The organism is uncultured Agrococcus sp. (assembly GCF_945915485.1).
GTDB lineage: Bacteria > Actinomycetota > Actinomycetes > Actinomycetales > Microbacteriaceae > Agrococcus.
This window is the reverse complement of record NZ_CAMEFJ010000076.1, coordinates 1-12,174: the sequence shown is the minus strand read 5'-3', so window position 1 is coordinate 12,174 and position 12,174 is coordinate 1. Positions and strand designations below refer to the sequence as shown.

General features: G+C 62.2%; 13 protein-coding genes. 10 read left to right on the top strand and 3 right to left on the bottom strand.

Features of this window, described 5'->3' with window-relative positions:
- The 9 genes from Q0O95_RS11055 to Q0O95_RS11015 form a co-directional block, all read left to right on the top strand.
- A partial coding sequence (locus Q0O95_RS11055; RefSeq protein WP_293698483.1) for a hypothetical protein occupies positions 1-408 on the top strand: 408 nt, incomplete at its 5' end.
- A gap of 30 nt (positions 409-438) precedes the next feature.
- Positions 439-1,203 (top strand): YebC/PmpR family DNA-binding transcriptional regulator, encoded by a 765-nt coding sequence (locus Q0O95_RS11050; protein ID WP_293698480.1) that lies wholly within the window; start codon positions 439-441, stop codon positions 1,201-1,203.
- A gap of 8 nt (positions 1,204-1,211) precedes the next feature.
- Positions 1,212-1,775, top strand: a complete 564-nt coding sequence (gene ruvC / locus Q0O95_RS11045) for a crossover junction endodeoxyribonuclease RuvC (protein ID WP_293698486.1) — start codon at positions 1,212-1,214, stop codon at positions 1,773-1,775.
- Between the two features lie 34 nt (positions 1,776-1,809).
- Positions 1,810-2,385 carry a Holliday junction branch migration protein RuvA gene (gene ruvA, locus Q0O95_RS11040; protein ID WP_293698477.1) on the top strand — a complete coding sequence of 192 codons (576 nt, stop codon included), beginning with the start codon at positions 1,810-1,812 and terminating at the stop codon, positions 2,383-2,385.
- Positions 2,382-3,404: a Holliday junction branch migration DNA helicase RuvB gene (ruvB, locus tag Q0O95_RS11035; protein WP_293698474.1), complete on the top strand. Its 1,023-nt coding sequence runs from the start codon at positions 2,382-2,384 to the stop codon at positions 3,402-3,404. The genes ruvA and ruvB overlap by 4 nt, the downstream gene beginning before the upstream one ends.
- Before the next feature lie 59 nt (positions 3,405-3,463).
- Positions 3,464-3,838 carry a preprotein translocase subunit YajC gene (gene yajC, locus Q0O95_RS11030; protein ID WP_293698472.1) on the top strand — a complete coding sequence of 125 codons (375 nt, stop codon included), beginning with the start codon at positions 3,464-3,466 and terminating at the stop codon, positions 3,836-3,838.
- Positions 3,839-3,841: 3 nt separating this feature from the next.
- Positions 3,842-5,698: a protein translocase subunit SecD gene (gene secD, locus Q0O95_RS11025; protein WP_293698469.1), complete on the top strand. Its 1,857-nt coding sequence runs from the start codon at positions 3,842-3,844 to the stop codon at positions 5,696-5,698.
- A complete protein-coding gene (gene secF / locus Q0O95_RS11020; protein WP_293698466.1) occupies positions 5,698-6,681 on the top strand; it encodes a protein translocase subunit SecF in 984 nt (327 codons plus the stop codon). The genes secD and secF overlap by 1 nt, the downstream gene beginning before the upstream one ends.
- Positions 6,682-6,721: 40 nt before the next feature.
- On the top strand, positions 6,722-8,944 hold the full coding sequence (locus tag Q0O95_RS11015; protein ID WP_293698463.1) for a bifunctional (p)ppGpp synthetase/guanosine-3',5'-bis(diphosphate) 3'-pyrophosphohydrolase: 2,223 nt from the start codon (positions 6,722-6,724) through the stop codon (positions 8,942-8,944).
- Here the strand turns inward: Q0O95_RS11015 and Q0O95_RS11010 are convergent.
- The 3 genes from Q0O95_RS11010 to Q0O95_RS11000 all read right to left on the bottom strand — a co-directional run bounded on the left by Q0O95_RS11010 (position 8,923) and on the right by Q0O95_RS11000 (position 11,595).
- Positions 8,923-9,441 carry a hypothetical protein gene (locus tag Q0O95_RS11010; RefSeq protein WP_293698460.1) on the bottom strand — a complete coding sequence of 173 codons (519 nt, stop codon included), beginning with the start codon at positions 9,439-9,441 and terminating at the stop codon, positions 8,923-8,925. The two genes, Q0O95_RS11015 and Q0O95_RS11010, sit on opposite strands and share 22 nt — an antisense overlap.
- A 69-nt stretch (positions 9,442-9,510) precedes the next feature.
- The gene (locus tag Q0O95_RS11005) at positions 9,511-10,740 is read right to left on the bottom strand and encodes a DUF349 domain-containing protein (protein WP_293698457.1); all 1,230 of its coding nucleotides are present in this window, start codon (positions 10,738-10,740) and stop codon (positions 9,511-9,513) included.
- A 63-nt stretch (positions 10,741-10,803) separates the two neighbouring features.
- Entirely contained in the window at positions 10,804-11,595 is a 792-nt protein-coding gene (locus tag Q0O95_RS11000; protein ID WP_293698454.1) for a peptidylprolyl isomerase, read from the bottom strand.
- An 85-nt stretch (positions 11,596-11,680) separates the two neighbouring features.
- Here Q0O95_RS11000 and Q0O95_RS10995 point away from each other — a divergent pair.
- Positions 11,681-12,174 (top strand): AAA family ATPase (locus Q0O95_RS10995; protein ID WP_293698452.1); only part of this gene is annotated, 494 nt, incomplete at its 3' end.

The window sequence follows — 12,174 nt, the reverse complement described above, 5'->3', positions numbered from 1 at the left end:
CAGATTCCTCTTGTCGGGCCCTCGCTTGCGGATGCCTTCGAATCGAGTGTCGGGTTCCCCGAGCAGCTCGTCTCGACAGGAGCCGCGCTGAGTGAGGCGATAGAGCAGTTCGGAAGTCTCGCCTGGTCGATCATCGTGCTCATTGCGGTCGGCCTCATCGTCGTCGCTTGGTTGCCGTGGCGGATTCGCTTCCTTACGAAGAGCCTCGAAGCCGGGAGACTCGCGCAGACGGAGGCCGGCATCGACATTCTCGCCGTCCGGGCAATCGCCTCCGGGCCGGCTACGGCCGTTCTGCGTTCGCATCCACGTCCCGCCCGGGTAGCGCTCGACGACGTGAGCGTTCGGGATGCGCTCGCTACGATCTATCTCGGCGACTACGGCCATACGCTTCGGGCCCGCGTACAATAACTGCGATAGTTACGACAGCGAGGGAGCAGCATGGCGGGTCACTCCAAATGGGCCACGACGAAACATAAGAAGGCGGCGCTCGATGCGAAGCGTGCGAAGGCGTTCGCGAAGCTGACGAAGTCGATCGAGGTCGCGGCGAAGATAGGCGGACCGGATCTCGCAGGCAATCCGACGCTCGCGGACGCCGTCCAGAAGGCGAAGAAGACGAGCGTCCCGAACGACAACATCGAACGCGCAATCAAGCGCGGTGCCGGGCTCACGGGCGAGACGGTTAATTACGACACGATCATGTACGAGGGCTACGCCCCCGGCGGCATCGCGCTCATGATCGAGTGTCTGACAGACAATCGCAATCGTGCGGCTGCTGAAGTGCGTACTGCGATGACGCGAAACGGCGGCACGATGGCCGACCCCGGATCCGTCGCCTACAACTTCAACCGCAAGGGCGTTATCTCGATCACGAAGGCGGACGGGGTCACAGAAGACGACATCCTGCTCGCGGTTCTCGACGCGGGAGCGGAAGAGGTCGCGGATCAGGGCGGTGGCTTCGAAGTGATCTCTGAGGCGACAGACCTCGTCGCGGTTCGCACAGCTCTGCAGGAAGCCGGCATCGATTACGATTCCGCCGAACCGGAGTTCGTGCCGAATCTCCGCGTCGATGCGGACTTCGAAACCGCTCGCAAAGTGCTCCGGCTCATCGACTCGCTGGAGGACAGCGATGATGTTCAAAACGTGTACGCGAACTTTGCAATCTCCGCGGCCGTGCAGGACCAGCTCGACGCAGACGAGGAGTAGTCGCGTTGGTGCGAGTGCTCGGCATCGACCCGGGGCTGACGCGCCTCGGGCTCGGCGTCGTCGACGTCACACCGGGATCCCAGCAGCTCGTGCACTTCTCCGTTCTTCGCACGGGAGCCGGTGACCCTGTCGAACAGCGCCTACTGCAGCTGGCACTGGGGCTGGAGTCGCGCATCGACGAGTTTCAGCCGGACACTATCGCGCTGGAGCGCGTATTCGCACAGCAGAACCTTCACAGCGTCATGGGCGTCGCACAAATCTCCGGGATTGCACTGCGTGCAGCCGCAGAACGCAGGATCCCCATCGCAATGCTGACGCCGACCGCAGTGAAGGGAGCCGTCACGGGCTACGGCCAGGCAGACAAGGCTCAGGTGGGGGAGATGGTGCGGCGACTCCTGAGATTGGCTGCACCGCCCAAGCCAGCTGACGCGGCCGACGCTCTTGCCCTCGCCATCGCGCACGGGAGAGCCAGCGTTCGAACCGGCGTCGTCAAGGGTTCCGGTTCGGGCCAGCAGACCGCTGCGCAGCGTGCGTGGGCAGAGGCAGAGGCTAAGGCTCGCCGAGGTCGCTGATGCCCCCACGGCAGAACGTTCCTAGACTGGCAGGATGATCGCGCATCTCGAAGGCACTGTCCTGCACGTGGCTCCGACATCTATTGTGCTGTCGGTGCAGGGCGTAGGTTTCGCCGTCACAGTAACTCCGGCGGCTTCAGCGAAGGCGCGTATAGGAGCAAAGCTGGCGCTACACACGAAGCTCATTGTTCGCGAAGACGATCTCTCGCTGTTCGGATTCGATGCTGAGACCGACAGGGAGGCCTTTGAGCTGCTGACCTCGGTTTCGGGTGTCGGTCCCAAATCGGCGATGGCAGTACTTTCCACGATCGGTTCCGATGGGCTGGCCGCAGCTGTCGATTCCGGAGACGAAAAGGCATTCAAGCCGGTACCCGGAATAGGCCCGAAACTCGCCAAGCTCATCATGCTGCAATTGAGCGGCAAACTCATCACCTCGAAAACGACTGCGGGCGGATCTCCCGACATGGTGGAAGCCCTCGTCGGATTGGGATGGCAAGAGGCGAAAGCGCAGCAGACCTTGCAGAAAGTACTCGAGGATCAGCCTGAGCTCGATGGCGACAGCTCCGGCCTCCTGCGCGCGGCGCTGCGGATTCTCGGCGGTACGAAGTGAGCGACGAGTTCGACGCGATAACTGATCCGTCCGCTGCTCCTGATGATGTCGCGTTCGAAGGCGCGCTTCGTCCGACAACGCTCGCCGAGTTCGTGGGCCAGCCGAAGGTCAGAGGGCAGCTCGAAGTGCTGTTGAAGGCCGCAGCCCTGCAATCGAGGTCGCCGGATCACATTCTGCTCGCAGGACCCCCTGGGCTTGGCAAGACAACCCTGGCGATGATCATCGGCAATGAGTCCGGGCGGGCCGTTCGCATGGCATCCGGCCCCGCGATACAGCACGCCGGCGATCTCGCGGCGATTCTCAGCGCGCTGGTGCCGGGAGAGGTGCTTTTCGTCGATGAAATCCACCGTATGGCGAAGAGCGCGGAGGAAATGCTGTATCTCGCCATGGAGGACTTCAGGATCGACATCGTTGTCGGCAAAGGGGCCGGAGCCGCATCGGTTCCTCTCGAGTTGTCCCCGTTCACGCTGGTGGCGGCGACAACGCGCTCCGGGATGCTGCCGGCACCCTTACGGGACCGTTTCGGTTTTACCGCGCACCTCGAGTACTACTCCGCGGACGACCTTTCGCGCGTCATCGCGAGATCGGCCGACAAGCTCGATCTCCGGTTGACGGCCCCGGCAGGGGATGAGCTGGCGCGCCGTTCGCGTGGCACGCCGAGGATCGCGAACCGCCTCCTGCGTCGTGTCCGTGACTGGCAGCTCGTGCACGAAGGCACCGACGACTTGGACGCCGTTCGGGGCGCACTGGATCTCTACGACGTGGATCAGTTTGGCCTCGACCGTCTGGATCGCCAGGTGATGGAGACCATCGGCAGAAGATTCAGGGGCGGCCCGGTCGGTCTTTCGACGCTCGCGGCCAGCGTCGGCGAAGAAGCGGAGACGATCGAATCGGTTGTGGAGCCCTTTCTCGTGCGGGAAGGTCTTCTTGCGAGAACGCCGCGGGGCAGGGCGTTGACGGACACGGGGATGCGCCATATCGGCATGGACGTAGGTTCAGACCGTCTCGATGGCGTATGATCGTTGGATGCGTGCCCTCATGAGGGCACCGCCATGATCTACGAGAGGTAACAGGCTTCATGCACGTTCTTACGCACATCGCACAGCAAGCGGAGCAGGGTGAGCAGACCGGCTGGTTTGACCCGTTGACGCTCGGAATGCTGGCGCTGCTGGCGGTCATGATCTTCTTCATGTTCCGCAGCTCAAGGAAGCGCAAGCAGCAGCAGCAAGACTTGCAGACGAAGATGGTGCCCGGTGTTCGCGTCATGACGACGAGCGGTATCTTCGGCACGCTGCTGTGGATCGACGAGGAGAAGACCCAGGCGGGCATTGAGATCGCTCCCGGGGTTGAGATCGTCGTTCACCGACAGATCCTGTCGCAGGTCGTCGAAGAAGAGGAGCCCTCCGTTGACAGCGAGAGCGACTATAACGACGACTCCTCCAGAGAGGACTAGCCCTTGGGCAAAAAGCGCGCGCGCGTAGGGCGCGCCCTCATTTGGCTGTTCGTTATCGGCGCTCTCCTCGCCGGCGTGAACCAGTACTCCGTTCACCAGGGGCAGGGGTCATGGGCGCCGCAGCTGGCTCTTGACCTCGAGGGCGGGACGCAGATCATGCTTGCGCCCCTCACTGAAGAGGGCGCCCAAGTCAGCACTGAGCAGCTTAATCAGGCCGTGGGTATCATCCGTCAGCGCGTGAACGCCTCCGGTATCTCCGAGGCTGAGGTGACGACGCAGGGCGGGCAGAACATTGTCGTTTCCATCCCGGGTGTCCCCGACGACGCGACGCGTGAACGACTGCAGGCGAGCGCACAGATGGAGTTCCGTCCCGTTTTGACCGTGCAGCCCGCGGGGGACGGTCAGCAATCCCCCGAGACCGAACTGCCAGACGACGGTGAACTTCTCGATGAGGACGGCAACCCCATCGATCTCGAAGAGCTGCTCTCGGAAGATCCTGAGGGCGAGGGCACGGAAGGCGAGGGAACCGAGGGCGAAGAGCCCGGCAGCGCGGTAATGAATGCGACCGACACGGAGCCGAGCGACGAGCCCACCGACGAAGGCGAAACGCCGACCGGTGACCCCGAGTCAACGGAGGAGCCCGCCGAGGAGCAGGAGCCTACCGACGGTTCCGACACCGCATGGATCACCGAGGAACTCGCTGAGGAGTTCATGGCGTTCACATGCGACCAGGTCGATAGAAGCGTTCCGCTGCCCTCCGACCGGGCCGTCGTCACGTGCTCGACGGACGGCACGATGAAATACATTCTCGGCCCTGTAGAGGTCTGGGGCGCTGACATCTCGAATGCTGATGTCGGGCAGGCGTCCACGCCGCAGGGTGTTCCCACTGGTGAGTGGGCCGTGAACCTGGAGTTCAATAGCAACGGCACCGCCGGTTTCCGCGGTGTGACCGAGCGCATCACGAATCTCGAGGAGCCGCGCAACCAGTTCGCGGTCGTGCTCGACAACACAGTGCTGATCGCTCCGGCATCGAATGCCGTCATCACCAACGGGCAGGCGCAGATCACCGGAAACTTCTCGCAGGAAGGCGCACAGACGCTCGCCGACCAGCTGAAGTTCGGTGCTCTGCCGATCGGATTCCAAGTGCAATCGGAGGAGACGATCTCTCCGCGACTCGGTGAATCCCAGCTGCAGGCCGGCCTCATAGCCGGTCTTATCGGGCTGCTGCTCGTCGTCGTGTACTCGCTGTTCCAGTACCGTGCGCTCGGTCTTGTGACGGTGCTCTCGCTGCTGATCGCTGCCGCTCTGACCTATCTCGTCATTACTTTCCTGTCGTCTACACAGGGTTATCGACTATCGCTTGCCGGCGTCACGGGATTGATGGTGGCGATCGGCATCACCGCCGACTCGTTCATCGTGTACTTCGAGCGAATACGAGACGAGCTGCGAGACGGGAAAACGCTGATCAACGCTGTCGACAGCGGCTGGAAGCGTGCGCTCCGCACGATTGTCGCATCTGACGTCATCAGCCTTCTCGCGGCCGTCGTGCTGTACATGCTCGCCGTCGGCAATGTCCAAGGATTTGCCTTCACGCTCGGTGTCACAACCGTTATCGACCTCGTGATCGTGGCCCTGTTCACGCATCCTGTCGTGCAGTTGTTGGCGAGAACGAAGTTCTTCGGTGGCGGTCACCCGCTGTCAGGTCTCGATCCGCACGCGCTGGGAGCCGTGTACCGCGGCCGGGCGAAGTTCCGACAGCCCGTGGAGTCCGGCAAGCAGTCTCGCTCCGGTAAGGAAGCGGTTCGGAGACAGACGATTGCCGAGCGAAAATTGGCTGCGACGAAGGAGCGTGATTCCTGATGCGGAGTATCACCCAGTTCGGTAACAATCTCTACACCGGTGAACGTTCACTCCCGTTCGTCGCGAAGCGCAAATTGTGGTTCGGCATCGCTATCGCCATCATCCTCATCTGCGCGGTCGGCACGCTGCTGCGAGGCGGCTTCGCTTTCGGTATCGAATTCACCGGAGGCACGGAGATCCGCGTCGTAGGAATTCAGACTGAAGGTGCTGTCGCCGAAACCGAGCCGGCGGAAGAGATACTGACGGAGGAACTCGGGACTACAACCGACTTCATCGTCTCTGCTCTCGGGCAGGATGGCCTCCGAATCGAAAGCGCATCCGTCGACAACGCGCAGACGCAGTCGATCGTCGATCGACTTGCAGATGTCTATGGCGTTTCCTCCGGTGACATCGCTTCTTCTCAGATCGGGCCGTCCTGGGGTGCCGATGTGTCCCGTCAGGCACTCTTAGCACTCATCACGTTCGTCCTGCTCGCGGCCATCGTGATGGCGATCTACTTCCGCACTTGGAAGATGTCGCTCGCTGCGCTGATCGCGCTCGTGTTCGACGGCGTCGTCACGGCCGGCATCTACGGAGCTGTCGGTTTCGAAGTGACTCCCGCTGCCCTTATCGGATTCCTGACGATTCTCTCGTATTCGCTGTATGACACGGTCGTCGTGTTTGATAAGATCCGCGAGAATACGGCGCCCGGCAGCGCCGGAACCTATTACGAGAACATCAACCTGGCAATCAATCAAACTCTGATCCGATCGATCAACACGAGCGTGGTCGGGCTACTCCCGGTCGGTGCGATCTTCTTCATCGGTTCGTACCTCCTCGGAGCCGGAACACTGCGGGATATCTCACTCGCATTGCTCATCGGTATGTTTGTCGGAACGTGGTCGACGATCTTCATTGCGGCTCCCGCGTACGCGCAGCTGCGGAAGGGTGAGACGATTGCCGAGGAAGCCAAGCGCAAGCAAGAGCGCGGGGCGGTGGTGTAAGTACGCGCAGTGAGGGCGTGATAACGAGGATGGCGGTGCTATGAGTGACACGAATACCACTGGTGGAATTCGCACGCTGCTGCCCTTCTTGTTCTCGCGCTCGAACAGGGCCGGCGCTATCGAGACCCTCACGAGGACGGTCAAACAGCACCAGCCGAAGGCGGACGTCGGCCTGATTCAGAGGGCGTACCTGGTTGCCGAACGTGCTCACCAGGGGCAGTTCCGTAAGTCCGGTGAACCGTATATAACGCATCCCATAGCGGTCGCTCAGGTTCTCGCGGATCTCGGTATCGGCGCCGTCACCGTCGCTGCTGCGCTGCTGCACGACACGGTTGAGGACACCGAATACACTCTCGATCAGTGCCGAGCCGATTTCGGTGACGAGATTGCGATGCTCGTCGACGGGGTGACGAAGCTCGACAAACTGAAGTATGGAGACGCGGCGCAGGCCGAGACCGTCCGCAAGATGATCGTGGCGATGTCGAAGGACATCCGTGTTCTCGTCATCAAACTCGCCGACCGGCTGCATAACGCGAGAACGTGGGGATTCGTCTCCGGTGAGAGTGCGAAGCGGAAAGCTCGCGAAACCCTGGAGATTTACGCGCCCCTGGCACACCGCCTGGGAATTCAGACCATGAAGACCGAGCTGGAGGACCTTTCCTTCGCGGTGCTCGAGCCGAAGATGTACGTCGAGCTCAAGAACCTCGTTGAATCGCGGGCACCTCAGCGTGCGGAGTTCATGGAGGAAGTCGTCACGCAGCTGGGTGAGGAACTTCGCGTAGCCAAGATCCGGGGCAGGGTCGAGGGGCGACCGAAGCAGTATTACTCGATCTACCAGAAGATGCGCCAGCGCGGCCACGAATTCAGTGACATCTACGACCTTGTCGGCGTACGCGTTATCGTGACGACGGTCCGCGACTGCTACGCGATTCTCGGCGCTATCCATGCGCGTTGGCGACCCATGCCCGGTCGGATGAAGGATTACATCGCGACGCCGAAGTACAACCTGTATCAATCGCTGCACACGACGGTAATCGGTCCCGGTGGTCGTCACGTCGAGATACAGATCCGTACGGAGGAGATGCACCGCCGTGCCGAGTACGGTGTTGCGGCGCACTGGAAATACAAGCAGGGTGCGCAGTCCAGCGTCAGCGGTCAGGAGATGGCGTGGCTGGCGCACATCAACGATTGGCAGAGTGAGACGGACGACCCCAGTGAGTTCCTGGATTCACTCCGATTCGAAATCGGTGCGAAAGAGCTCTACGTGTATACGCCGAAGGGCAAGGTGATCGGGCTCTCCTCGGGTGCGACGCCGGTCGATTTCGCTTACGCGGTACACACGGAGGTCGGCCATCGCACGATGGGCTCCAAGGTCAACGGGCGCCTCGTTCCGTTGGACACGCAGCTTGCGACCGGTGACGTCGTCGAGATCTACACCTCGAAGAATCCGGATGCCGCGCCCAGCAAGGACTGGCTCGGATTCGTCAAGAGCGCCCGGGCACGGAACAAGATCCGGCAGTGGTTCACGCGAGAGCGCCGCGATGAGGCAGTGGAGCAGGGGAAAGAGGCGATCGCGAAAGCGATGCGCCGCCACAACCTGCCGTTGCAGAAGCTGATGACGGGGGAGAGCCTCGCTGAAATCGCGGCTTCGATGCGCTACGACGATGTCACAGCTCTGTATGCAGCCGTTGGGGAAGGACACGTCTCCAGCCAGTCGGTGCTGGAGAAGGTGGTCGCTTCACTTGGCGTCGATGACGCGGAGGATCCCACGATCATCCCGCGGCAGCGACCCACGGAGTCCGCGGCGGGCTCCTCGAGCGTGCTCGTGCGAGGAGCCCCAGACATCCTCGTGAAGCTCTCGAAGTGCTGTGCGCCGGTGCCGGGAGACGACATCGTCGGATTCATCACCCGTGGCCAGGGCGTCAGCGTACATCTGCGCGACTGCCCCAATGTAGGCGGACTCGTCGAGCAGCAGTCCGATCGGATGATCGACGTGTCCTGGGCAGACACCAGCAAGGGTCTGTTCCTCGTCAACATTCAAGTGGAAGCGCTGGATCGCTCCGGGCTCCTCTCCGACGTTACGAGCGTGTTGAGCGAGCACCACGTCAACATCCTCTCGGCAAGCGTGAACACCGGCAACGATCGCCTTGCGATCTCGAAGTTCAGCTTCGAGATCGGCGATGTCACGCACCTCGACAGCGTGCTGAATGCGGTTCGGCGCATCGAGGCCGTTTACGACGTCTACAGGGTGACGAGCGGTTGACCGCTGCGTAATCGCGACAGACCGCGTTCTCGGATGAGCGGTTGCAGACGAGGGGCGCAGCGAAGTGCATCCAAGAGGACATCCGGGCCTCCCGCGAGCAGCATGGCGCTTGTGAGAGCCTCTCGATCACACTCGTGATCCGTGATGAGGTGCAACGCCGTGCGCAGTGGTGAGGTCAGGCGAACACCGGAGCGAACCTCCGTGTCTTCGGCAAGGTCCAGCCTGTGCCGACGAACTCGAACACGCGCGTCACGCGGAATACCGTGACGCTGATGGTCTTGCACGATCATGTCCAGCCAACGAGGATACGCCCCCAAGCCGTGCAGCCAGGCTGCCAGCGAGTGCGAAAGCGTCACGTGCTGCTCGGGCGCGAACGGGAGCGCCCCGATACGGTGATCCACGGCAATCGCGGTCGCTACTGAGACGATGCTGTCACCGAGACGAATCGCTTCTCCGTCGAGTACCATTGCCGCTTGCTCTGCCGGTGAAAGTTGCATGCGGGCACTATGCACGAAAAGGCCCGGCCCACGCTCGCTGCGGGGCCGGGCCTGTGGATAACTCGCTTGTCAGCCTGCTGCGCGAGCGACTTCCAGCCACTGACGTTTTGTTTCGAGCTCGCTTTCGAGCTCGCTCACCCTCTTGTCGTTCTTGGCCTTCTTCGCTGTCGCGATGTCTGCCTCCAGCTGTTCGATGGCGTCTTCCAGCTGGCCCGCCAGCCCTTCCGAACGTGCCTTGCGCTCGGGGTTCGTCGCATTCCAGTGCTGCTCGTCGAGGGAGCGCACGTGCTGTTCGATCTTGCGCAGGCCGTCCTCGACTTCACGGATGCTGTCGCGTGGTACCTTGCCGACTTCATCCCATTTGCGCTGGATCTTCATCAGCGAGTCCCGAGCCGCGCTACGGTCGGAAAGGTCGAGGATGGGCTTCGCCTCTTCGAGCAGCGCTCGTTTGGCGACGAGATTCTCCGCGAACTCTGCGTCCTCGGCAGCTCTGATCTCGGCCTTGGCCTCGAAGAGGACGTCACCAGCGGCCTTGAACTCCGCCCAGAGTGCGTCGTCGACCTTACGTCCTGCCCTTCCCGCTGCTTTCCAACGATCGAGCAGCGAGCGATAGGCGGGGATGCCGTCGGCGCCCTTCGGTGCAAGTGCCTTGGCCTCATCGATCAACAGCTGCTTCTCCGTCTTAGCGTGCTTGTGCTGCGCATCGAGTTGGGCGAAGAACTGGCGGCGTGCGGCCTCGACTGTCGTGCGTGCAGCCCGAAAACGCTTCCAGAGCGCATCGTTGGTCGCCTTGGGAAGGCGAGGACCACCCGCCTGGTGCGCCTTCCACTGCGTGAACAGCGCCTCGATCTCCGCCGAGACGTCCTTCCACTTCACGTTGCTCAGGTCGCGTGCGGCGATCGCCTCGGCCGTCAGAACGATCTGCGTTCGCTCTTCTTCCGCCTTGGCGAGTGCTGCACGCTGTTCTTCACGCTGTTGTTCGGCCAACTCATCACTCTGCTCGGTTATGGCCCGAAGTCGGGTGGCGAGCGCAGCAAGATCTCCGACGGCTTTCGCCTCCTGCACCTGCTCGGCGAGCTTATTCGCGGACTTCGCGATGTCTGCGGCGTTGGCACCGCCTCGCACGCGCTGCTCGAGCAGTCTGACCTGGCCCTCGAGATCGGCGAACTTTCTTTCGAAGAGCGCTAGTGCTTCTTCATGAGTTCCGTCGGGGTACTGGCCGACCTCGCGCCAAGCATCCTCGTAACGAACGAATACTGTGCCGGTCTCGTCGACCTTGCCAAATTGGTTTTCAGGCATGAATCTTCCTTGTGTGCGACAGGGCTGCGTTCAAGACTAGCGTTCAAGCCGGGGCGGGAACGTCTACTCGAGAAGGAGTGACTCGATCGTTATCTCCTCGTTGGGCGGACCATCGGGGGCAGCGTCCTGAATACCGATGGAAACCACCTGATCGACGAATTGATCGAGTCCGTCGGTGACGTTGCCCACGACCGTGTAGCCACCTGCCATGTCACTGGGGATGGTGGTGTCCTCGTAGACGACGAAGAACTGGTGCCCGTTGCTGTTGGGGTTGTTGCCCTGACGCGCCATAGCGATCGTGCCGGCGGGGTAGACGTCATCTTGCGGAGCGTTCTCGATGGGTCCGTACTGGAAGTCGGGGTCGCCCATGACGTCACCCGTGAGCGAGCCGCACTGCAGGAGTTTGAAGCCGTCCGAGTCGGTAAGGCGGTGGCAGATCTTGCCCTCGTAATAGCCGTCCTGCGAGCTTGCGACGAGTGCCGAGACGGCCTGCGGTGCTGCCGCGCCGTCCAGTTCAACACTCAGCTCGACACCGTTGATCGTGAGGCTGCCGTTCCAGGTGCGGTCTTCGGCTAGCGTGGCGTCAGGGACGGCGTCGGTAACGATCACTTCGTCTTCGAAAGCATCCGTCTCGGCCGGGTCGCTGGCCTGCGTCTCCTCTTCGAGAGCCGCGAGCTCGTCGTCACGCTGGCCCTGGACGTGCAGCGTGACCGCGATTCCAACCGCGCCAACGACAACCACGGCGAGAACCGCGAATATGTTGTCGCGCACACGTCGACGTCGCTTGTGCTCGTGTACATCCTGACGTGCTCGGTAATCGCGCACGCGGCGCTTCTGCTCTTTGGAGGTTGCCACTACCTGTCCTTCCAGATCTCGCAATAGCCTACCGGCATCCGCGACCCGCTTCGTGGCGTCGGTCGTCTGACTTAGTCTTGAGATGATGACTCAGGAGACGGGAAGCTTTGTCGGCGGGTTGGGAGGCGGTTCGCCGACCGCGCCCCTCGCCGTGCGCATGCGTCCCCGTGGGCTCGAAGAAGTCGTCGGCCAGCAGCACTTGCTGCGCGCAGGATCCGCTCTGCGGAACCTTGCAGAGCCGGGTTCCAAGCTCACGCAGTCCGTCATCCTCTGGGGGCCTCCCGGGACAGGGAAGACGACGCTCGCCGGCGCAGTGGCATATTCCTCGGATAGGCGATTCGTCGAGCTCTCCGCGGTCACGGCGGGTGTGCGTGATGTGAGGAGGGTCATGGAGGAAGCACTGAGCCAGCGCGACCTCTACGGCAGCGGCACGGTGCTCTTCCTCGACGAAATCCATCGCTTCACCAAAGCACAGCAGGACGCCCTACTGCCCGGCGTGGAGAACGGGTGGGTGACACTTATCGCGGCCACCACCGAGAATCCGTCGTTCAGTATCGTGACGCCGCTGCTCTCACGCTC